The sequence below is a fragment of the Pseudoalteromonas sp. Scap03 genome (assembly GCF_013393115.1).
GTDB lineage: Bacteria > Pseudomonadota > Gammaproteobacteria > Enterobacterales > Alteromonadaceae > Pseudoalteromonas.
In genome coordinates, this window is record NZ_VDEU01000001.1 from 2,284,649 (window position 1) to 2,306,422 (window position 21,774).

The following is a 21,774-nucleotide window of genomic DNA, read 5'->3' on the forward strand; positions in this document are numbered from 1 at the left end:
TAAGGAACATTCATGGAATTAGTCAAAACCACAAGTTTGAAATTTGATGTAACAGAAACTGGTCATCAAATAATACAAGCTAAAATAAACGGACATAAAGTAAATTTAATTTTAGATACAGCGGCGGGTGCATCTGTTTTAGATAGGGCATGTATTAAAAAGCTTGGAATACAAGAGAAACTAAGTGAAGAAAATGCCGCAGGTTTAGGTACAGCCGACCACGAAATGGGCTTATTAGACGTTTTAAAATTTGAATTAGCAGGTCAGTTGTATGAAAGTACAGAGTTTGTTTCACTTAACCTAGACCATGTTCAGCCCGCTGGTGGTGACAAAATAATACATGGGTTATTAGGCTCTCCATTTTTTAGAAAATACCAAGTTGTGTTAGATTTTGGTACTGATACACTGACAATTAGTGAGCCATTAGCTGATTGTGAGTAATTAAAGTGGCTTTTTTAAGCCGATATTTTGCATATCTAGCACAGCGTGATAAGTCGGGTTGCCCCAAGTGAATTAATCATTTTTGTAGGATGGCGCAGCTTCGCCACTTATCCGACCTACGTTAAAAGGTAGGTTGGTTAAGCCAAAGGCGCGACCCAACAGAGTTCTAATTTAGGTGTCACAAGTTGGTTAATGTAGTTACTTAATTTGTGTGTTTATAACACTATAAAAGCAGCGAATTTGCATGAGTTTCATTAGTAACACTATAATAATCACTTACTCTTGAGCTTAATTGCAAAAGAGCTAATCAAGCTTTAAATTGCAACGCCATGACTCTATATCCTATTCTATAGATTGTTCGCTGTGCTTAATTTATTCAACTGCTTTTAAGCGTTTTGTTATGGCTTGTAATTTTTCTTCTAGTGTAAAAGACAGGACTAAGGTTTCTTCTACAATTTCTTTCGTTTCGTCAACTAATCCTACTAGCTCCGACTCTTGCTCTTCATCCAAACCTAGAGTGATCATTTTTGATTGTATAGCTTGAGATAAATCATTAACGAGTATTTTTACTTGCTTATCTTGCTCTGAGCATAGTTTATTTATAGCACTAAAATCATCAGCAAGTTGGCTCTTGAGGGTGTTTAAAGCTTGTTGACGTATCGTCGCTTTTTCTAATTGCTGTTCAATAAATTCCATTCGGCTTTCTATAATAGTAAGTAAAATAGCAAAATTATCTCGAAGTCGTCCGAGTAAGCCTTCGTCTTTTGCATTTATTCCTTTTACAAGTATTGAGCAAGCAGGCGCGTTAAATAATAGGTTAGAGCTAAATGGCACTATTCGTTTTGCTCTTCTGCCTAGTTCAAGAATTTCTTTTTCCAGTTCAGAAATAGTTTGTTTTGGAAATTGGTGATATTGGTTTGCTACCCTAAACTCTACACAGCAGCTAGCGCCTGCATTGGTAAAGTACTGCTGTACGTTAGCAAATAATGCATCTAAATCGGTTACGTCAAGGTTGTCAGTAAAGAATGAAACTAACTCTCCGAGTTCACTCGCTTGTTGCATTGAGGTAAAAGCAGTTGTAGAGGCAACATCGTACATTTCTTTTAGATTATTTCGCTCTGTAATACGCAGTTCAACACGCTTTAATTTTTCGTTAAGTTCCTTAAAGTCTACTGGCTTGGCAATATAATCATCGCCGCCATACCCATATGCTATGAGTTTGTCTTCACTTGATGTTAAAGCGGATATAAATATAATTTCGCAATCATCGTATTCACCGGATTGAGTTATTTGTTCAACTAAATCATAACCAGTAAGGCCATTACTAAGTAAAATATCCATCAGGACGACTTGTGGTTGATGCTGTTCCATTAGTGCTAATATTGGCTCGGTTCCATCAGATGAAGCAATATCGTGTTGCTTAGAAAGCGCAATTTCCATGATGTTTCTATTTTGAGGGTTATCGTCAACGGACAATATTTTCACTTTGACTCCTTAATTTAGTTATTGTCGTCCTATCTTAAATGATATTAGTCATGGAAATGGCTACCCGCAAATAATCGACTTATGTATATTTTTCATTACTTATTTAAGTGATACAACTTGAACCCTCAATTAAGGTAGTTACCTAATTTATGTGTTTATAACCCCTATTAAAGCGGAGAAATTGTCATGAATGTCATTAGCAACACTACAATAATCACTGACTCATTAGCTTCGTGGCATAAGAGCCAATCGACGTTTCAATTTCAAGGTCATGACATTGCATATCATGTGCAAGGGGAAGAGGGCGCGCCGTGTTTATTACTGATCCATGGTTACCCAACCGCAAGTTGGGATTGGCATAATCAATGGGCTGCGCTCACTCAACACTTTAAGGTGTTTACCCTCGATATGCTGGGCTTTGGTTTTAGTGATAAACCAAAAAACAGTCGCTACACCATTAGTATGCAAGCGGATTTACTGACATATTTTTTAAAGCTGTTCAATGTAAAAGCAGCGCATATTTTAAGCCATGATTACGGTGACACAGTTGCGCAGGAGCTACTTGCTAGAAGCAACTTAAATGAAGCACATGCCATAAAAATACAAAGCATCTGCTTTCTTAACGGCGGGTTATTTCCAGAAACACATAAACCGGTATTATTGCAAAAGCTGTTACTTAGCCCGATAGGCGCTTTAGTGTCGCGACTTGCGAACTATAAAAGTTTTAAGCATAATTTTGACAATATATGTTCTATACCACTTGCTGAAAAAGAGCTAAACGAATTGTGGCAGTTAATTGAATACAAACAGGGTAAGCCTGTAATGGCAAAACTGATTTATTACATCACAGAGCGTAAATTACATCGCGCTCGTTGGGTGAGCGCTTTACAACAAGCAGATATACCCATGCGGTTAATTTGCGGTATGGACGACCCTGTTTCGGGCCGTCATATGGTTAAACGATATCGCGAATTAATCATTAATCCAGATATTATTGAATTGGAAGGGGTAGGACATTACCCGCAATTAGAACAACCAATTCAAATAACTCAGTCCTTTTTTGAATTTCATACATTAAAATAAAGACTAATTTGGCGTTACCAGCATCAGCTTTGCCTTTTTGCCATCGGTTAATATCGCTACATTACCTTCAGCAGTAACAAACACATCTCTGAGCCTGCCTTTAGCCTCTGGGAAAATATGTGATTGGGTGAACTCACCATTTGCTAAATTAACGCTGTAGAGCTTTTTATCGACCAATGTAGTAATAAGTACGTGGCGTTGCAGTGAAGGGAAGGCTGCATGCATAGAGCCATAATATGCCATGCCTGATGGCGCAATTGAGGGCGTCCAATCTACGGTTGGTTTAGCCATGCCTGGGTAGTCTCTAAAGGGCGAAATACGTGCTTGCGAGTAGTCATCACCGTTGGTTATTACTGGCCAGCCGTAATTGGTGCCAGCCTTTAAGTAGTTGAGCTCATCACCGCCTGCGGGGCCGTGTTCGTGGCTAATGATTTGCTTGGTATCGTAATCATAAACCAAGCCTTGCAAGTTACGGTGCCCGAGTGAATAAATGGCATGCGCGGTAGGGGTTTCATGTTTAATAAACGGGTTATCGCTTGGAATGGTGCCATTTAAATTAATTCGTAGCACTTTACCTAATTGGCTGGTTATAACTTGTGCTTGCTCGCGGTAGTCAAAGCCATCACCACTTGAAAACAGTAAGCTATTATCGGGCAGTACAAGCGCCCGGCCAGAGTAATGCTGCGGTGTGCCCTTATCGGTGGCAACTTTATAAATAACTTTTGGTGCTGAAAACTGCTCGCCATCAAACTTAGCTTTGGCAATAACGAGTCTGTTTGCATCAAGCTCACCTTGGGCATAAGTGAATATTATTTCTTTTGATTCACTGTAATTTGGCGAAAGTACTATATCGAGTAAACCGCCTTGCCCTGCAACGTATAAGCCCTCGAAGCTTATTTTAACTCGGCTTTGTTGGTTGTTTTTTATGATGACAACATGGCCATCACGCTCTGTAACTAACCACGTATTGTTTGGGAGCTTAACCATGCTCCATGGTGAATTGAGATCTGTTGCTAAGGTACTAGCAGTATATTGCTGTGTTGGTAATTCGGCACTGACGTTACAAGAAAACGTTAAAAGCGAGAGTAGCGTAATACAACGTAGAGATTGTTTACCCTGCAAGCCTTTGCTAGTGTAAGGAAAAAGTTTTATTTTAAGTTGAGATAACCATGCAGTTTTTAACACGTATACTCCCGTCATTTCTAGTTTCTTGGTTGCTTACATTCACTCTTGCTAGCTTGTTTCATAGCCAATACGTTGTCAATCAATTAGTTAATGTAGGTGTCGTGGTGGGCTTTAATGATTGTGTTAATTTAACCCTTGAAGACTGGCTTGGCTTGCTACCCACTTACGGCGCTATTATTGCTATTGCATTGAGTATTGCATTTTTTGTGACTTGGTTTATCGCGAAAAAGCTTAAAAATCAGGGAGTACAATTATTTGTAATTGCGGGTATTGTAGCGTTTGCAACAGCGTTAATTGCTATTGAATCTATTATGAATATTACCATTATTGCGGGTGCAAGAGGCTGGGGGTTTTATGCGCAATTATGTGCAGGTGCAGTAGGGGGTTATGTATTTGCAAAACTCATTAAGGCAAATAAGCAAAAGGCAGAGCATCACGGTTTTTAAGTCCGTATTGGTCTGTAATGTAAAAAGCCGCTATAAATACAGCGGCTTCTGTGTGTAAGAATTGCGTAGTGATATCAAAAAATCAAACTAAAAAGTTTATAACCACTTAAGCCAAAAATAAGCACTAATACTGGTAAAGTAAATAGGTTTACCAACACTGAGTTAGTGTATTTACCCATTACAGAGCGTTGATTTACTAGCCAAACAAGGTAGGCAGTTACAATTGGCAATAATAAACCATTAGCGGCTTGGGCAAAAATTATCACGGCAACAGGGTCTAAACCCAGAGATGCTACGGCAGCACCAAATAATAAAATAACAATGGCAACGCCTTTAAAGCGAGTGTTATCCATTTTATTTGACCAACCTAACATGCCACATACCGCGTAAGCGCCGGCAAGGGGAGCCGTAATAGCGCTGGTTAAGCCTGCGGCAAATAAACCAATAGCAAAAAAGTAATGGGCGGCATCACCTAGTAAGGGTTCAAGTTGTACCGCCATATTGGCAGCACTTATTTGCCCTGCATCGGTGCCATAAAACGCCACTGATGCGGTTGATAAAATAGCTAAGGTGATCACGCCACCTAGGGTGATGGACACGCCCGTATCTATATTGGTTTCTTTAATTACTTTTTGTTTGTCACTCTCGCTGTCATGGCGAGCAGCCAGTACCCCTGAGTGTAAAAATAAGTTATATGGCACTATGGTCGTACCTACCAATGCTAATACTGTGGTAACTGAGCCCTCTGGCATGCTAGGAACAAAACCAGCTAATATGTCACTGAGCGAGGGAGCCGCCATAACAAGCGTAGAGATAAACACTAGGCTCATTAAAATCACTAGTAAAATAAGCGCATTTTCAACAACTTTGTGTTTACCGCTATACAGTAATACGGCACTTAAAAATGCAATCAGTGGTGTCCAAAGTTGGGCATTTACCTGAGGGAATATTTCAATTAATCCCATGCTGGCACCGCTTAAATTACCAGCCTCGTAGGCGGCACTGCCAACACCAATGGCGCTGATCACTAAAAATATAGCAAGAGATTTAAATAGGGGAGTTTCAATATGGGCTCTTAGTGCTTGTGCTAAGTCTTGCCCGGTGGCTACGCCTAGGCGCGCCGCCATAGATTGTAATAATATGGTGGCAATTACTGAAAATAGTAGCGTCCATATTAGTGCAAAACCAAAGTTTGCACCCGCTACGCTCGCGGTGGTAATAGTCCCTGGTCCAATGAAGGCAGCGGTGACGAGTAGTCCTGGTCCTAATCGCATAGTTTGACCCTAATAGTGCTTTTTATATTGCTATTTAAAGTTACACCTAACGTTTTATAACGCGATGCCTGTAATTATTGCTGCCACTTATACTAAGTGCCTTGCAGCATTGGCCGCCCCTTGGCTTTGCCTTTTTTGATAACCATATGTTAAAAAAGGTCGCGTAGCATACCAACTTGTATATAAATTTAAAGGGGATAGGTTGCGTTTGCCTAAACTTTAAACGATTTAATAGGTTTTAGTTGTTATCAAGCTTTGGTACCAAGCAAAAATCTTATATGATGTTGACAATAGCACACAATATAAACTTTCAAAGGCGACCATTATTAGTGACTGTAATACATCACCTTTAGCTGATAACTCAGAACAATCCCCTGAGATGATGATAACCAATTCAACATTAAAAATAGCCACATTTAACCTGTTTAATTATCTTGAGCCACCTAATGCTTATTATGAGTTTGAGCGGATATATACCGCGGAGCAATGGGCAAAAAAACAGCGCTGGATTATTGATTATTTAACCGAGCATCAGCCCGATGTAATTGGCTTTCAGGAAGTGTTTAGCATTGAGTCGCTTAGAGAATTAGTAAAGCAGCAAGGTTATGCGCACTTTGCTGTGGTGGATGAGCCACAGGTAATAGATGATTTTATTTATAAACGCCCCGTTGTGGCAATAGCTGCAAAATACCCCATTGCTGAAGTAGCGAGCGTAAAACACGACTATGAGCTTGCCAGTACTTTAGGTTTAACTGAAGATTTTGCCTTTAGTCGTAAAGTTCTTAGAGCCACAATAAATTTGCCGCATATCGGTAATACCGATTGCTATGTGGTGCATTTTAAATCTAAACGGCCATCAATTGAGATTGATGAAAATAATAAAGAACTAACCGCTGAAAAAAACATTATTGAAATTTTAAAAGCAAATGTAGCGGGTGGCTGGGGCTCAACTATTCAGCGCGGTAGTGAAGCAACATTGCTGATGATAGAAATGATAAGCCGTCGTGAGGCCACGCAACAGCCTATGATATTAATGGGAGATTTTAATAACGACCTAGCTGATGGCGTTTTAAGCCATTTACTAACCAATACACTGCGTTTTTCCCCTACGTTTGATAGTAAAACTTACCTTGCAAAATATTGTCTTAACGATGCGTGGCAGTTATTTACAAAGTTAAACGATGATTGCGAGCTTGATGAAGCACCTAATGAGCCAATAAAAGGTATTACCGATAAAGATAATCGAGGTTTAAAACTACCACGAAAAGCAACGCATTACTTTGGCGCAAGCAGCTCTGTGCTTGATTATATTTTGCTATCTTGTGAGTTTGATTCTGGCTATGACGACAGTTTTTTTGAAGTAAGCGATTATCATACTTACGATCGTCATTTAATTAACCCCGAGTTTGAGCGCGACGATTTAAGTACCGATCACGGCGTTGTATGTATCACGCTTAAACTGCGGGAATAATGATTAACTCACCACTGTTTAGATATTATGCCAAACAGTGGCGGGTCGTTATTTACTGACGAGGATTTATCTCTAAAGGTGACAAGGTAATGGTGGCATTACTACTTGCGCCTTTGTAACCTTGATACTCTTTGTTTTCAAACAGTGTGTAAAAAACATCGACATAATCATCATTATTGGTAAACCATTCATCAGGCATTGCTTTAAGTAACTCATTAGTGAGTTTAGGAATAATAGTATAGCCCTGTGCTTGTAAGTCAGGGATACTTGCCATTACTTGCTCTGATATTTCTAATAACTTCATTGCTAAGGTTTTATAATTTGTGTTGTCATCTTGCTCCATTAAAAGCAAATCGACAGCTTGCCAACGATAACGTTGCCAATGAATTAAAACCTGATTAGGGCTGTAATTGGTTTTATCATGATCTAAATAAGGTAAATCAACAATATCTAATATTGGTTCATCTCTGCTAGGATCGATCCCCGTTACGATGGCATAGACTTCTGCTTTACCTGAAATCCAAGGTTCTTTATCATCCTCTAAATGTATTTTTTTCAGCACGCTAGTTTGTAATGGCTGATCATTATTTAATTGATTTTGTGGGCTAACCATGTTTTTGCTGAATTTGTTAGCTGACAAAATTCCTTTCATTACTGCAATACCCGCACCCTGTACTTTTTGCTGATCTAATTCGACAATAAAAATAGGTTGAGTTGGCATTTGGTCTACGCTTAAATAATGAATGTTACCAAACTGATCGAACGCTTCAATCTCGCTCCATTGGCTATCGTCACCAGCGGGTGCAAATGCGAATAAAGGGTTTTCACCTTGTTGCCAATCAGTTAGCATGGTTTCGCTAGCTAAACGCACTTGTAACAAGCTTCCTGTATTTTTAGGTAAGCCTTTAAGCTGTTGTAAGGCACTATTTGCCTGACTTATATTACGTTGTGTATGCCGTGCTACTGTTGATAACTGATCAGCATTTAAAACTAAGTTATATTTATTTACTGATTGTTTTAAATCAGCATTCAACACTGAATAATTAAGCGCTACTTGCTTTGCGAAATTACGCTTAATAGTTGCTACGTTTTTGTATTGAGCTTGCTGTACCAAGCTTTCTGCATTTTCAATATGATCTTGAGCTGAAAAAGCAGGTACTGATATAAAGTTCAATAATGCCGCCGTAGCTAAAGATTTGGTTATTTTATTTTTCATAAAAATTCCGCCGTTCCATTTTTAGTAACATCTATAAAACAACAATTAGAACTGTCTCTTATACACATCTGACGCTGCCGACGATCGCATAAGTGTGATAGGCTCCGGTCTCGTGGGCTCGGAGATGTGTATAAGAGACAGAATATACATTACATAAATACCGTAATTTTTATATAAAGCAGGAATCTATTACAAAAAATGTATATTTTGTAAAATAATTTATATACATATCAGTTGGTTAAATTTGGCTTAATAGTTGCTTTAACTATTATTCTAATAACAACACAAAGGAAAAAACAATGACCGATATTGCACATTCTGCGTTTGTAGCATTTTACCTATACTTAATTATGATGTTAGTTCAGTGGGCCGTTGCGACGTTTAGTAAGGCTAAACAACCTGGTGCAGTGCCAGGGAAAATTGATAAAGAGCTATCTCATGGGAGCTTTATATTTAGAGCGCATCGTACTTTTCATAACACCTTAGAAAACAGTGCACTATTTATAGGAACGGTTTTATTTGCTTTTGTGATGAATTACCACAGCTCGGTATTTGCAATATGTATATGGGTATATGTGATTGCACGCTTAATTCATATGGCACTGTATTACGCAATCGCCACCGAGAAAAACCCCAGCCCGCGTAGTTACTTCTTTTTAATAAGTGTGATTGCAAACATTGTGATGTTAGTGCTATTGGGACTGCGATTAGCAAGCTAATGAAATGGTTAAAGCGAAAAGCAAATCGGCTTTTCGCTTTAAAAAATATTTATACTATCGGCAACCAGTACTATTAAAGTCAACCACTAGACTTGCGCCCTCACTGTTTCCAGAGACTTTTAGGTACCCCCAAAATTGCTCCTGATCACGAATGAAAATACACTCGTTATTCGCACTATTGGCAGAGTTTGCAATCTCGTTACTACCATTTGGCCAAGTACTATTCGAGTAACTTAAGTCAATATTACCGCTACCATTTGCTGATGTTATTGAAATACCTGACTGACTATTTACATCTGCAATGGCAAACCACATTGGACCACTGTTACTTAAACATATGACTTCACCATCTTTAAGGCGGCCTTTACTTTGCCCTGATGACGTTGCACATGCATCAGGCAGTGAACTACGCGTTTCTTTATATGATGCAGTGAGCTTTACATTATCATAGTTATTATAACCGTTTACCATTACATGATAGTTTCCTACGTGGGCAGGATTGAAAATACATTGTTCGTTATTTCCTTCAAGGTATGGGCGACAGTCATAGCGAGATAAGGTTGGCTCTGAGTTATAACTGACGTATAAATCAGCATCCCCTGAGCCATCATTTAGACTAAATGTTAATTCGCTAGCGCCAAAAGGGACGTCAAAATTAAACTGTAACTGGGTGTTTTGCTTTTGAGAAATAAAAAGGGGTTGACCATTTATGAGCGTTTGTTTATTGCCTTGAGTATTTTCAGTTACGGTTGCGATAATTGTTTTCATATCAATGTCGCCATCGTTATCAGTGACGGTTAATGATACGGTATATTGACCTGACTGCGTGTAAGTATGTATTGGATTGGCATCTGTGCTGCTAATACCGTCGCCAAAGAGCCAAGTATAACTTACGATATTTCCGTCGCTATCGTTACTACCAACACTTGAGAACGTAATAGGGGTATTTTCTAGGCCCGAATATGGGCCATTTATATTGGCACTCGGTGCAATATTTAACGGCGAACCATATACCAACTGATCGCACCATTGCACAAATTCATTTTCATAGTTATTAGCCCAATGTTGGGTTTTATTTTTGTACGCACGCCAATTTCCTTGACGTGTGTCCGTGAGCATAGCGTTGAGTTGTTCTTTGTAGCGCTCAAACATAAAGCGTACCCCTAAATAGCCCCAACGATAAATTCTATCTTGATCAAAACCATCGTAGTTAGTGGCAAATATTTGCTGCAGGGTAAAGCGCTGTCCATTTTTAATGGTATTTATTGCCGCTTCATTATCATTTTGATTCGCGATGTATTCTGCGACCCCCTCAGACCACCATACAATGTCTTCGGTTGGTGAGTTGAAGTTACCATATAAGTTAAAACGACCGTCTAAGTAATGAACATATTCGTGCTCTAAATTCCATACAAAATGATCCGCTTTTGCATAGCTTGCTTCATAAGCTACAAAGTTGGCTTCGTTATCAGTATCAGAAGGATCGCCCTCTAAATACATTCCGCCATTATTAGTATTAATACCAAAAATGGCTTTGGCATACTTGCTATAGTCGTCACTACTATCAAAAATATTTACGTATAAAAAACGGTTATAATCATTCGCGACAGGCATATTTTCTGTGGCTAATTTAGTATGAAATAACCCTTCTTCAGCCTGCATTGCATCACATGCTGCAGCGTGTTGAGCTGCTGTCATCGCCTGTGAACGGATTTTTATGGTGTTGCTACAATTATATTGCTGGGAAAGTACTTGTTGAGTGAGTGTATCTACAAAATTACAAACACCAAACTTACTGCAATCAGTGTAATAATTTACAATGTCTGCAGCGCCAAGCCACACGGCATCACCATAGCCATAACTTTGATAGGTATTAAAAATATTAGTTAAGCCTGCGTCTACATCAGGTTGAATACTTGCTTTAGAATATTTTTTAAGGCGCGCAAGCTCACTTGCTGCATTTACTATTAAAAACTCTCCGTCAGATCCAATTAACCATTGTTTTTGCGTAAATTCACTTAATTTTATTGCTAAAGCTTTATCGTTTGCTATTAACGTTACAAATTCTCCATTCCACTGCCCGCGATATAGCAACGTAAAAATTCCATTAACTGCATTACTCATATTCCAACTGCTCGCATAACTTTTATCAAAACGCGTTAGCCATTGCTTAACAACTTCAAGATAACGATGTTGTTGTTCAGCACTATCCATTGTAATAATGACTTCTGACAGTGTTTTACCATGGTCATCGTTGTTATCATAAAAATGTTGATTGTTTACAAAGGCATTAATGGCATCTGCAACGCTAGGAGTTACCAATGCAGGAAAGTCGATAGAGTCATTATAAAACTCTGCATAAAAGCCGGTTCGCAAATATAAAAATAAAGCTTCGATCTGCTCATTGCCACCACCAGTGTAACTTTGTGAAAGTGAGTTAGCATGGTTAGCTACAGCAATCATATTATCGGTGGTAAAAATCTGTGGTTGAAGATCGGTTGCAGCGAATAACTCGTTGATACACCGTGTACCTTGGCGCTTTACTTCGTCAATAATCGTAATGGGATTTGCAACAGCAAGGGCATTCAAATCACAATTAACGGCCATTACCTGGCTTAACATTCTCTTCGTTCTAATATGTTGCTGTATTGGCGTTTGTTGAGGTAGCTGTTGCGGCTTTTTTTGTGATTGTGCCACAGGTGCATTGCTATTACTGTATTGGTTTACGCCGTGATGCATGACGCGCTCTACAATAGCAGGCTGCGGTTTAAACGTTCGTTCTTGCTGGGAATGTGCAGTTGCAAAGCCGGTGATACCTAATAGCGGTAAGGCCAAAATAAATTTATATATTTTCATAACTTTCCTTTGATAATGATTATCTCAATCTGTAGTACACAATTGAGGTACAGGGTTGTATCATTTTTCTCCCTTTGCAATCAATAAGTTTTACTTTTAGTTTTAAAGTTAATGCTTTAGTTTGTTAGGTGTTAAGCTTTGGAGGCAATGAAGTCGCATTAGATGCGAAGCACTTGTAGACTTAAAGATTTAAGCAGACTCATAATATTTTTAACTCAATAGCTATTATCTTTAGTGAGCAAGGGCTTATAAACGGGTGAGTTTTGTTGATTTATATAAAGTTATTTGAAGAGATGACTAAATTAATATTCTTTAATGGCGTTTTATTTAAAGCGAATCTGATAGTGAATTCATAATATCACTTTAAAATACGATGCGCGTCTGAGGGGAATTCGGTCCGCGCAATTATTCCTTGGTTTATTGAGTTAGCTTGATTTTTCGGGTCACAATAAAACACATTAATGAGCCTAATGTAACTAAAACAACGCCTTGCCAGAATACGCTGGTGAGCGATATTGATAAGTAAATAGAGGCAAATAGTGTTGATAACACAGGAATAAAGTAAGACAAGGTGCCTAACAACACTAGGTTACCGCCAATGATCGCTTGGTTCCATAGTGCGTAACCTCCACCAATAACAATACCTGCTAATACTAAGGTCAAGCTAGAATATAGGCTAAACTCAAAGCTGGGTTCATTACTCAGTCCGTAACTTATCCATAAAGAGATTGCCGTGGCTGCAAAAAATACACTAATGGCATTTTTACCCTCGCTAAGTTTAACCGTTACACTGCAATACACAGCCCAAATAAACGCCGCTGCAAACGCCATGGAGTAGGGTAATGGATTGTCACTAATATTAGCGGTTAATACTCCTACAGATAAACCACTATTACCTGCAATGCACCATGCAACGCCTAAAAACGCAATCAGTATGCTCGGGTAGACTAATGCGCTTACTTTAATGCGGTTAACAATAATCGATAATAAAATGGTTAACGCTGGCCAAAGGTAGTTAATAATCGCCATTTCTAACGTTTGCTGGCGACTATTTGCAAAGCCAAGCGATAAAGCCAAACACATTTCGTAAATCACAAATAAGCTGCCACCAAAGACTAAATAGCGCTTTGGATAATTGTTTAGCTTTGGTACACCCATGACAAGCATTAAAAAAATCGCACTGACGCTATAAATCAAAGCAGCACCGCCAATTGGGCTAAATAACTCCGATAAATCACGAACAAAAGCAGTTAAACTGCTCCAAAGTAAAATAGCGAGCACCCCATAGAGGGTGTATTTATGTTTAATTAAAAAAGACATGGAGAGCTACTTAATGAAAAACAAAAGTAACACTTTAATATATATCAAGGGGTAGGGCATTAGTTTTACTAACTTTTAGTCTGATAGGTAGTAGCAGCATGTAGGGTCTTTTTAATCGTGGCGCGAGGTTTGTAACCTCGTGAGCAGTTGATAACTGCTCACGCGTTATTCTACTGGCTTACATCCATGTAAGAATAAGTAAGTCCGAGCAAAGTTTTCGCGTCTTGCTAACGCTCCTTACCTACATTCAGTGGGCAACAAAGAGTAAATCCACCCTAGGGAAGAGCTCGATGGGCAGCGCCTGTTTGGCATTGATGCAGCGTTATTGCCTAAATGCCAAACAGATTACTACAAATCTAACCTTAAAAGACCAACAGACCCTAGTTAAATAATTTAAATAGCATCCACAAATATAGAAGGGTTATTTATTCAATATTTACCTGAATGCTGCTTACTTGATTATCGTAGGTCGCTGAAACAATAAAACTACCAGCGCTATTCGTTTTACTGGTTAATCTATAAACCGCATTCTCTGTACCTGCGCTAATTAATTTTGTAGTTACCAAACTGCTTCCATTAATGCTCCAATCAGCAAATTCAGTTACATTCACACTTGAAGTTTCATCACTGCCATTAGCCGTCAGTGTGAGATTAATTGAACCAAGAGGGGTCATAGTTAATATTGAACTGCCATCATTTATTTGAAGATCATTTAAATCATCAGAACCATCGACTGTTACTGTAATAATTTTCTGCTTGTTGCCACAGCTGCCAATTAATTGAGTTTCACCAGACTTGAGAGCAACAAGCGTTCCTTTGTTTTCGCCTTCATCTGTTATACCAATATAACGGGTTCCTACTTGCGACCAAGTAATAGTGTCATTAATAGTCTTAGCTTCTTGAGCTACCAAAGAGGCAATTGCACTAACTTGAATACGATCGCCAATATTAAGATTGATCTCTTCAGTTGGCTCATCATTAACTAAAATATCGATAGACTCTAAATTTTTAGGATCTGCTTTCACTGTCAGCTTACCAAGAACATTGTCTATTTTAGCTGTAATAGTTGTATCTTCAACATCAGGAGCGGATGTAAACAATAAGCCGTCAGAGTTGATTGTTGCAGTACTGCCGTTATCAACAGCAAAACTTAAACCTCTAATGGTATTTAAAGATGTATATCCATCAGCATAGGTAAGATCGGCTGATAATTGCGCAGGTATACATGTATTAATGTAATCAATGTTAGAAGCGGCTGTTTTTAAGTTAATTTCAGTGACTGAGACATCACTTACTGAAACCTCACCTTCACCTGAGATATCATTGATGGTAGTTCCTGTGATAGATACAGCCCCTTGGTTTGCTGTAGTACTCGAAACCGCATTTACAACACCATTACTATTTACAGTTGCAATAGTCGGATCGTTAGATTCCCAGGTTAACTCACTAGTAATGTCGCGCGTGTCACCATTACTATCTATACCCGTAGCACTTAATTGTAATGTCTCACCTGGCTTTAAGCGTTTTTGATCTCCAACTATCTTAACAGATTCAATAATGGTGCCTTCAGAACGAAGTTTGTCTAACTGTATTGCTTTTGCAAGATCCGTTGTATCACTTTCAGAACCGCAACCCGTAACGCTGATAATAAATAATGTGGTTACAGATAATTTAAAAAAACTGTGTGTATTAATCATATTTCTATTGCTTCCTTTCATACATAACTAAAAGTGATAAACAAAGCCTAAGGTATAACCTATTATTTCAATATCATCACCTTTGAAAAGGGATTGATAACCAAGTCTTATTTGAGTGTTTTCTAAATAAGGAATTTGCTGGTGCATTGCGACTCCCCAAGAAAAACCATCATATTTATAATCACCATTTATTGACGCGGAAGGATTAGACACAACAACTTGATTTTTTGCATAACCCAATGAAACGTCCAGACCAAAGCCATTGACTACATCAGATTGCATAACAAAATAAAGGGCCAAGCTTTTGTCTAAATTAAACTCAGTATTGTAGATATGATCGCTGCTGCTAGATGCTAGGTAATGCGCTTCAAAAGCCATGTTATTGTTACTGATACCAGCACGTATTAACGCACTTTTAGGGGTTGCGTTTTCATTACTTATTTTGATATCACTCATCATGTAGTCAACACCAATATATGGAGTATCAGCAAAACTATTGAATGATGCGGTAAGTAAAAGTAGTGTATAAATTTTTTCCATAAATCTTAACTTATAGTCCATCGGTATTTTGGGTACAAATAGTATTAAATCGCCTTGCATTAATCAAGCTGAGCAGTTTACTTAATATATAATTAGCGGTTAATTATACTTTTTCGAATACATTATAATTATTCAAAATGTTATCAAGATAAGAATTTAATTAGGTGTGTAAGGTATCGAAAGTAGTACCTTACACACTGGTATTTATTCAATACCAATAAAGCCGCCAGTTTGATGTACCCACAGTGCAGCGTAAATGCCGCCTTGGGCAATTAACTCATCGTGACTGCCTTGCTCTACAACACCACCTTCATCAAGCACAATAAGCCTGTCCATTTGTGCAATGGTTGATAATCGGTGTGCAATAGCAATAACCGTTTTGCCTGTCATTAAATCATCTAAGCTTGCTTGAATAGCTGCTTCTACCTCTGAGTCTAAAGCGCTGGTGGCTTCATCAAGTATAAGAATAGGCGCGTTTTTAAGTAACACCCGAGCAATAGCAATCCGCTGGCGTTGCCCGCCCGAGAGGGTTACTCCTCGTTCGCCCACTTGTGCCTCAAAGCCTTTATTGCCTTTGCTGTCTTCTAAATCGTTTATAAAATCGAGCGCTTTGGCTTGTTTGGTCGCATCGAGCATTTCCGCTTCGGTTGCATCAGGTCTGCCGTATAAGATGTTGTCTTTTACTGAGCGGTGCAGTAGTGAGGTGTCTTGGGTGACCATAGCGATATAGCGGCGAAGGCTTTCTTGGCTTACATCAGTTATATTTTGGCCATCAATACTAATACAGCCTTTGGCTGTATCGTAAAAACGTAGCAACAAGTTAACTAATGTGGATTTACCCGCGCCAGAGCGACCCACTAAGCCAATTTTTTCGCCCGGTTTAATATTTAAGTTTAAACCGTTAATTACTGGACCTCGGTTATTTTCATTAGCGGTTTTACCATAATTAAAGTGTACATTGTTAAAGTCGATTGCCCCTTGAGTTACTTTTAAACTATCGGCTTTTGGCTTGTCATCAACCGCAATCGGGTTTGAAAGGGTGCGCATGCCATCGGCTACGGTACCAATGTTTTCAAATAAGCTGCTAATTTCCCACATGATCCATTGGGCCATGCCATTAAGCCTTAACGACAAACTCAATGCTACTGCAATAGCCCCCGCACTAATGGCACTTAACGACCATAAATACAAAGACACCGCTGCCACCGAAAATACCAGTAAATAGTTCAAGCTTTGAATAACCACATTAAGGCTGGTTACCAAACGCATTTGTTTATATACAGGCTGTAAAAATACGTCCATGCTTTGTTTAGCATATTGCTCTTCGCGTTGGGTGTAAGAAAACAGCTTAATGGTTGAAATATTGGTGTAGCTATCAACAATACGGCCGGTCATTTCTGAGCGTGCGTCAGCTTGTGAGCTTGCAATGCTTTTTAACCGTGGTACAAAGTAAATTTGCACGCAAATATATAATGCTAACCACACTAATAACGGCAGCATCAAGCGCCAATCTGAGGCGGCCACTAAAAACACCATTGAGCCAAAATAAACGGCAATGTACATCAATACATCAAGTAACTTAGTCACTGACTCTCGCACAGCCAATGAGGTTTGCAGTACTTTAGTGGCTATTCGCCCGGCAAATTCATTTTGATAAAAGCTAACACTTTGGCGTAATAAATAACGGTGCGCTAGCCAACGAATCGACATCGGATAGTTGCCTAATAAAGCTTGATGTAAAATGGCCGACCTAAAAAATACCACCACAGGCATCACAACTAGGAGCATTAACCCCATTTTTATTAATTCGGATTGTTGCTGCAAAAAAAGTTCTTCAGGGGTGTACTCGCCAAGCCAGTCAACCAGTTGCCCCATGTAACTAAATAAAGACACTTCTAAAATAGCTAATAATGCGGCACTAAGCGACATAAGCACCAACGACAGTTCCATGCCTTTGGTGTAATGGCGGCAAAATGCAAATAAGGTATTAGGAGGCTGAGACGGAGAACGCTCCGGAAACGGTTTAGTCATCCGTTCAAATAATCGATACATATTAGAAGCTTATTAAGTATTTATAGAGATGTCCCATTATACCATTGTAAAATACAAAGGCGCAGTGGGAATGAGATGTTTAAGTGTTATCTTAAGTTGAGTTAACGCTTTAAAGTTTTGTGTGACCGGTTTTATTTTTTACCAGCCAGTAAGATATACCTAAGGCTATTGTTACCAATGCAAGGCCAACAATTTGCTCTGAGGTCACTAATTTTAAATCTAAAACAATAATTTTACGTGCCACAGCCATTAGTGCGGTGGCAATAACCAGTTCAACCGGCAGTGAGCTTGAACCTAAATATAAACGAATGTTAGTAAATATTTCTACTGCTATAAGCACCACCATAAAAGCACCAAAGGTTTGTAGAATGTCTTCAATGTTTAATAAAAAGTAAGGGGGAGAGCTCAATCGCATATATAAAACATATACTACATCAGCAATACTCCAAAAAATAACCAACACCATGAGTACCGCTAATATTTTAATGGCAAAGCGAATCGCATGATGTAAATACTGCATAAGGGGATCAACATGATCCTCAGGTAATTCTTCGTGTTTCTTCATATTTTTACAGCACCTTATTATTTTAAACAGGGTATATAAAATGATAGCTGATTAATCGTGTTTCTCTCCTTAGTATACGTACAAATCAGTATAAGTGATTATTTTTATTAAACTAGCGTACTTATTAGTTGCAAATGAACTAGGCCGAGCAAGCTAGCTAATGTTAACTAAATGTAATTTAACCTGAGGTTTTTAACGTCTATCTCAAATGCATTGCTGTATAACTGCAGAGCTGTCATTTTAAAAACATCAACAATAAGGATTAAACTGCTATGTCAATTTCACCTTTAAAGTTAGTTACTCGGATTATTAAGTATAGTGCGGTTGCATCTGTTTGTAGCGCGTCATTTTATAGTGTGGCGACACAAACCACACAACAAGCATCATTGCATAATATTGCAGGGCAAATTTCAGCGCAGCGTATTGGAGATGATATTCAAACGTTGGTGGATTTTGGGACTCGCCATACTTTATCTGAAACTAAATCGGATACTCGTGGTATTGGCGCGGCAAGGCGTTGGATAAAAAAAGAATTTGAAGCAATTTCTGCACAGTGTGGTGGCTGTTTAGAAATACTAGAAGTAAAGCAAACCATTTCGGGAGAAAAGCGTATTCCTAACCCTGTAGAAGTGGTTAATATAATTGCGATTCAGCGCGGTAATACCGATCCTAACCGTATGGTGATGATGTCGGGAGATATAGACTCGCGGGTTAGTGATGTTATGGACTTTACTAGCGATTCACCGGGGGCAAACGATAATGCATCAGGGGTGGCCGGTGTTATTGAAGCTGCACGGGTGTTATCGCAATATACGTTTAATGGCTCAGTGGTATACGCCGCACTCTCAGGTGAAGAGCAAGGTTTATTTGGTGGTAAAATTTTAACTGCTTACGCACAAAAAAATAACTGGCAGGTTCATGGTGTTTTAAATAACGACATGATTGGCAATATTACCGGCATTAATGGCGTAACCGATAACACAACTGCACGCATTTTTTCTGAAGGCACGCGCGTCGTTGAAACTAAAGAACAAGCCCGCACTCGTCGTTTTACCGGCGGCGAAGTTGACTCAGCGAGCCGTAATTTAGCACGTTACATAGACACCATTGCTGATAAATACATTGAAAACTTAGATACCATGCTGGTATATAGGCTCGACCGCTTTGCCCGAGGCGGGCATCACCGTCCGTTTAATGATGCGGGCTTTGCGGCTGTGCGTATTATGGAAACCAACGAGCATTATGACCGCCAACATCAAGACCTGCGCACAGAAAATGGGGTTGTGTACGGTGATACCATTGATGGGGTCGATTTTGATTACGCCGCAAAGCTAACTTCATTAAATGCGGTTAGTCTTGCGTCAATGGCATGGGCTCCTGCGCCTCCAAAAGAAGTGAGAATTAGTGGTGCTGTACGCGCCAGTACCACTCTTACTTGGCAGCCAACAGAAGATGAAAATGTAGCGGGCTACCGTATATACTGGCGCTACACCAGTGAGCCACAATGGCAATATAGCCAATGGGTTGATAATGTCAGTGAATTTACACTAAAAAATGTGGTTATTGATAACTACTATTTTGGGGTGGCTAGCGTGAATCAACAGGGTATTGAGTCGCCAGTGGTATTCCCAGGTGCTGTAGGCTCGTTTGATCACAATATAAAGTAAGTGTGCTTTGCTTGAAAATTCAGCAAACAGCTGCGAATAAGGTGTTAAGCACGCTATTTATGCTTGCGCCTTATTTGTTATGCCCTTAAAGTGTAAACAAAGAAGTAAAAAGGTTATTAAAATGCAGCAACAAGAACAACAACCATTAACACCAAAGCAGCAAGCTGAACTTCAGCAACAAGAAATTAAATGGCAGCGCGAGTGTTTTCAAAATGCACAACAACATTTAGCTGAAAAAGGCATTATGCCTAAAACCTTGCTTGAAAAAGAAAGTCGTTTTTTAGCGCCTTTATGTGCGCTTTGGAAATTTAAAGCGCAAAACGGTAAGAGTTACTGGGTGATCACAGGTCGTTTACCAACCGATCACGCTGAAGCGTCTGCAGCAAAAGATGCACGTGATGCCATGCGTTATTTTTCATTGCAGTGGCAGTTAAAGGCCGACCAAATTATTACAGCGGGTCCGCGTGATAAAACCCAAGCCGACTTTGCAAACTTACTTATAAATCGTGCTCACGGCTTATATGAAATGCATGAAAATGAGCAGCTTTGGGCAAAAGAACCAGCTTAAAAATAAACGTAATTACCCTTTAAAAAAACCTAACTTAGGTAACTAAGTTAGGTTTTTTCAGCTATTGCCTTGCAAGAAGCTTAATACGCGCTATCTACTCGCACTGTGTTATTGGTTAAGTAGATTAGGCGAACATTATCCCCTTGATGAAAACGCATAGCGGGATCGCTGTCTTGTACCACCATAAATTGCTCACCACTTTCTACTTGTATCAGTAATTCAACGAGCTGTGTGTTTTCATAGCGCTGTGTTTGCTGCTGATTATGAGCAACGTTACCACCAATCACCGATCCTAAAATAGTCGCTACAGTACGACCACTGCCGCCGCCAAACTGGTTACCAATAACGCCGCCTATTAAGGCACCGCCAAAGGTTTTCCAGCCGTTACTTTTGTCTTGTACTAATTGTTGCTCAGTAATAGTGCGCACCGACTTTACTTTACCAAATAGTACTTGCTGTACAGGAACGGCTTTATTTCGTTCGTACTTGGCAAACGTTGGGGCACTTACTACTAATAAAGCGCATAAAATTAAGCTAAGCGTTTTCATAATTCGCTCCTGTTATTACCAACCAAACGTTGATTTTTCACGCGTTTTACGAATTTCAGTTTCGTCAGCCCATTCAATAAGGCCGCTTTGCATATCCATTAAACGTATTGTAAATTTGTAGTACACATCGGCTTTATCTGCATTAGATTTAACAATGCTTGATAGGTTACCGTACAGCATATATTGCGCACCAATTTGCTTACCAAAAGCCACCGCAGTACTTGGGTTGACTAAGGCGTCTTCGTTTTGAAATGTAATTTGCTCACGAACCGCCTCTACACGGGTCATATCAACAAATCTAAATTTGCCGCTACGCAGTAATTGTGTAGAGATTGAGTCGGTGATTGATTCTGTATCTATGTGTTCACTAGTTTTATTTTTAATACGCTCTACAAATACCACAGGGCGTGTATTGGCGGTCATAGTACCAACTACAGGCGAACTAAGCAGAGAGTCGGTCATTTGCGAGGCAACTTTTTGTAAGTCAGTAGAGCCAAAGTTTATATCTGTGGTTTCTACGGCTTGGGCATCACCATAGCTGACAACTGCTTTATTGGCACAGCCTGCAAGTGTCAGTGCCGCTAAGCCTAAAATTGCATAACTAGACAGTGATTTAAATTGTTTATTGATCATCATGATTT

The 21,774-nt window shown here is 39.2% G+C and carries 19 protein-coding genes; 7 read left to right on the top strand and 12 right to left on the bottom strand.

The features are described from left to right. The first annotated feature begins 12 nt into the window (after window positions 1-12). On the top strand, window positions 13-441 hold the full coding sequence (locus FHG08_RS10395) for an aspartyl protease family protein (RefSeq protein WP_178955871.1): 429 nt from the start codon (window positions 13-15) through the stop codon (window positions 439-441). A gap of 372 nt (window positions 442-813) precedes the next feature. Here the strand turns inward: FHG08_RS10395 and FHG08_RS10400 are convergent, their stop codons facing one another. Next, window positions 814-1,926: a response regulator gene (locus FHG08_RS10400; protein ID WP_256872130.1), complete on the bottom strand. Its 1,113-nt coding sequence runs from the start codon at window positions 1,924-1,926 to the stop codon at window positions 814-816. A 186-nt stretch (window positions 1,927-2,112) separates the two neighbouring features. Here FHG08_RS10400 and FHG08_RS10405 point away from each other — a divergent pair, with 186 nt between their 5' ends. Then, window positions 2,113-3,009 (top strand): alpha/beta fold hydrolase, encoded by an 897-nt coding sequence (locus FHG08_RS10405; RefSeq protein WP_178955873.1) that lies wholly within the window; start codon window positions 2,113-2,115, stop codon window positions 3,007-3,009. Window positions 3,010-3,012: 3 nt separating this feature from the next. Here FHG08_RS10405 and FHG08_RS10410 read toward each other — a convergent pair whose 3' ends face one another. Then, on the bottom strand, window positions 3,013-4,194 hold the full coding sequence (locus FHG08_RS10410; RefSeq protein WP_178955875.1) for a PQQ-dependent sugar dehydrogenase: 1,182 nt from the start codon (window positions 4,192-4,194) through the stop codon (window positions 3,013-3,015). Between FHG08_RS10410 and FHG08_RS10415 the strand changes: the two genes are divergently transcribed. Beyond that, complete coding sequence (locus FHG08_RS10415; RefSeq protein ID WP_178955877.1) at window positions 4,179-4,640, top strand: hypothetical protein; 462 nt, start codon at window positions 4,179-4,181, stop codon at window positions 4,638-4,640. The genes FHG08_RS10410 and FHG08_RS10415 overlap by 16 nt on opposite strands. A gap of 74 nt (window positions 4,641-4,714) precedes the next feature. Here the strand turns inward: FHG08_RS10415 and FHG08_RS10420 are convergent, their stop codons facing one another. Continuing rightward, complete coding sequence (locus tag FHG08_RS10420; protein WP_178955879.1) at window positions 4,715-5,914, bottom strand: Nramp family divalent metal transporter; 1,200 nt, start codon at window positions 5,912-5,914, stop codon at window positions 4,715-4,717. 421 nt (window positions 5,915-6,335) lie between these two features. On the opposite strand from FHG08_RS10420, the gene FHG08_RS10425 reads away from it, so the two are divergent. After that, complete coding sequence (locus tag FHG08_RS10425) at window positions 6,336-7,385, top strand: endonuclease/exonuclease/phosphatase family protein (protein WP_178956851.1); 1,050 nt, start codon at window positions 6,336-6,338, stop codon at window positions 7,383-7,385. Window positions 7,386-7,437: 52 nt separating this feature from the next. Here the strand turns inward: FHG08_RS10425 and FHG08_RS10430 are convergent, their stop codons facing one another. Then, window positions 7,438-8,601: a DUF3103 family protein gene (locus tag FHG08_RS10430; RefSeq protein WP_178955881.1), complete on the bottom strand. Its 1,164-nt coding sequence runs from the start codon at window positions 8,599-8,601 to the stop codon at window positions 7,438-7,440. Window positions 8,602-8,900: 299 nt separating this feature from the next. On the opposite strand from FHG08_RS10430, the gene FHG08_RS10435 reads away from it, so the two are divergent. Next, entirely contained in the window at window positions 8,901-9,320 is a 420-nt protein-coding gene (locus FHG08_RS10435) for an MAPEG family protein (protein WP_138604895.1), read from the top strand. A gap of 54 nt (window positions 9,321-9,374) precedes the next feature. Here the strand turns inward: FHG08_RS10435 and FHG08_RS10440 are convergent, their stop codons facing one another. The 6 genes from FHG08_RS10440 to FHG08_RS10465 form a co-directional block, all read right to left on the bottom strand. After that, the gene (locus tag FHG08_RS10440) at window positions 9,375-12,176 is read right to left on the bottom strand and encodes a collagenase (protein WP_178955883.1); all 2,802 of its coding nucleotides are present in this window, start codon (window positions 12,174-12,176) and stop codon (window positions 9,375-9,377) included. 417 nt (window positions 12,177-12,593) lie between these two features. Further along, window positions 12,594-13,496, bottom strand: coding sequence for an aromatic amino acid DMT transporter YddG (gene yddG, locus FHG08_RS10445; RefSeq protein ID WP_178955896.1), 903 nt, complete (start codon window positions 13,494-13,496; stop codon window positions 12,594-12,596). Window positions 13,497-13,921: 425 nt separating this feature from the next. Then, window positions 13,922-15,193 carry an Ig-like domain-containing protein gene (locus FHG08_RS10450; RefSeq protein ID WP_178955898.1) on the bottom strand — a complete coding sequence of 424 codons (1,272 nt, stop codon included), beginning with the start codon at window positions 15,191-15,193 and terminating at the stop codon, window positions 13,922-13,924. Window positions 15,194-15,220: 27 nt separating this feature from the next. Further along, window positions 15,221-15,793, bottom strand: coding sequence for a hypothetical protein (locus tag FHG08_RS10455; protein ID WP_178955900.1), 573 nt, complete (start codon window positions 15,791-15,793; stop codon window positions 15,221-15,223). Window positions 15,794-15,937: 144 nt separating this feature from the next. Then, window positions 15,938-17,785: an ABC transporter ATP-binding protein gene (locus FHG08_RS10460; RefSeq protein WP_178955902.1), complete on the bottom strand. Its 1,848-nt coding sequence runs from the start codon at window positions 17,783-17,785 to the stop codon at window positions 15,938-15,940. A gap of 109 nt (window positions 17,786-17,894) precedes the next feature. After that, entirely contained in the window at window positions 17,895-18,350 is a 456-nt protein-coding gene (locus tag FHG08_RS10465; protein WP_138604889.1) for a phosphate-starvation-inducible PsiE family protein, read from the bottom strand. Between the two features lie 272 nt (window positions 18,351-18,622). Between FHG08_RS10465 and FHG08_RS10470 the strand changes: the two genes are divergently transcribed. Both FHG08_RS10470 and FHG08_RS10475 read left to right on the top strand, forming a co-directional pair. Then, window positions 18,623-20,017, top strand: a complete 1,395-nt coding sequence (locus FHG08_RS10470; RefSeq protein WP_178955904.1) for a M28 family peptidase — start codon at window positions 18,623-18,625, stop codon at window positions 20,015-20,017. 121 nt (window positions 20,018-20,138) lie between these two features. Continuing rightward, complete coding sequence (locus FHG08_RS10475; protein ID WP_178955906.1) at window positions 20,139-20,585, top strand: DUF4826 family protein; 447 nt, start codon at window positions 20,139-20,141, stop codon at window positions 20,583-20,585. Window positions 20,586-20,665: 80 nt separating this feature from the next. Here FHG08_RS10475 and FHG08_RS10480 read toward each other — a convergent pair whose 3' ends face one another. Next, window positions 20,666-21,133 carry a glycine zipper 2TM domain-containing protein gene (locus tag FHG08_RS10480; protein ID WP_138604886.1) on the bottom strand — a complete coding sequence of 156 codons (468 nt, stop codon included), beginning with the start codon at window positions 21,131-21,133 and terminating at the stop codon, window positions 20,666-20,668. A gap of 15 nt (window positions 21,134-21,148) precedes the next feature. Further along, complete coding sequence (gene lpoB, locus FHG08_RS10485; RefSeq protein ID WP_178955908.1) at window positions 21,149-21,769, bottom strand: penicillin-binding protein activator LpoB; 621 nt, start codon at window positions 21,767-21,769, stop codon at window positions 21,149-21,151. Window positions 21,770-21,774 lie beyond the last annotated feature (5 nt).

What these genes read in the sequence shown, in the direction of transcription:
- FHG08_RS10395 (WP_178955871.1), top strand. Translation starts at nt 13, where the DNA reads ATGGAATTAGTCAAAACCACAAGTTTGAAATTTGATGTAACAGAAACT.
- FHG08_RS10405 (WP_178955873.1), top strand. Translation starts at nt 2,113, where the DNA reads ATGAATGTCATTAGCAACACTACAATAATCACTGACTCATTAGCTTCG.
- FHG08_RS10415 (WP_178955877.1), top strand. Translation starts at nt 4,179, where the DNA reads ATGCAGTTTTTAACACGTATACTCCCGTCATTTCTAGTTTCTTGGTTG.
- FHG08_RS10420 (WP_178955879.1), bottom strand. Translation starts at nt 5,914, where the DNA reads ATGCGATTAGGACCAGGACTACTCGTCACCGCTGCCTTCATTGGACCA.
- FHG08_RS10430 (WP_178955881.1), bottom strand. Translation starts at nt 8,601, where the DNA reads ATGAAAAATAAAATAACCAAATCTTTAGCTACGGCGGCATTATTGAAC.
- FHG08_RS10435 (WP_138604895.1), top strand. Translation starts at nt 8,901, where the DNA reads ATGACCGATATTGCACATTCTGCGTTTGTAGCATTTTACCTATACTTA.
- FHG08_RS10440 (WP_178955883.1), bottom strand. Translation starts at nt 12,176, where the DNA reads ATGAAAATATATAAATTTATTTTGGCCTTACCGCTATTAGGTATCACC.
- yddG (WP_178955896.1), bottom strand. Translation starts at nt 13,496, where the DNA reads ATGTCTTTTTTAATTAAACATAAATACACCCTCTATGGGGTGCTCGCT.
- FHG08_RS10450 (WP_178955898.1), bottom strand. Translation starts at nt 15,193, where the DNA reads ATGATTAATACACACAGTTTTTTTAAATTATCTGTAACCACATTATTT.
- FHG08_RS10455 (WP_178955900.1), bottom strand. Translation starts at nt 15,793, where the DNA reads ATGCAAGGCGATTTAATACTATTTGTACCCAAAATACCGATGGACTAT.
- FHG08_RS10460 (WP_178955902.1), bottom strand. Translation starts at nt 17,785, where the DNA reads ATGTATCGATTATTTGAACGGATGACTAAACCGTTTCCGGAGCGTTCT.
- FHG08_RS10465 (WP_138604889.1), bottom strand. Translation starts at nt 18,350, where the DNA reads ATGAAGAAACACGAAGAATTACCTGAGGATCATGTTGATCCCCTTATG.
- FHG08_RS10470 (WP_178955904.1), top strand. Translation starts at nt 18,623, where the DNA reads ATGTCAATTTCACCTTTAAAGTTAGTTACTCGGATTATTAAGTATAGT.
- FHG08_RS10475 (WP_178955906.1), top strand. Translation starts at nt 20,139, where the DNA reads ATGCAGCAACAAGAACAACAACCATTAACACCAAAGCAGCAAGCTGAA.
- FHG08_RS10480 (WP_138604886.1), bottom strand. Translation starts at nt 21,133, where the DNA reads ATGAAAACGCTTAGCTTAATTTTATGCGCTTTATTAGTAGTAAGTGCC.
- lpoB (WP_178955908.1), bottom strand. Translation starts at nt 21,769, where the DNA reads ATGATGATCAATAAACAATTTAAATCACTGTCTAGTTATGCAATTTTA.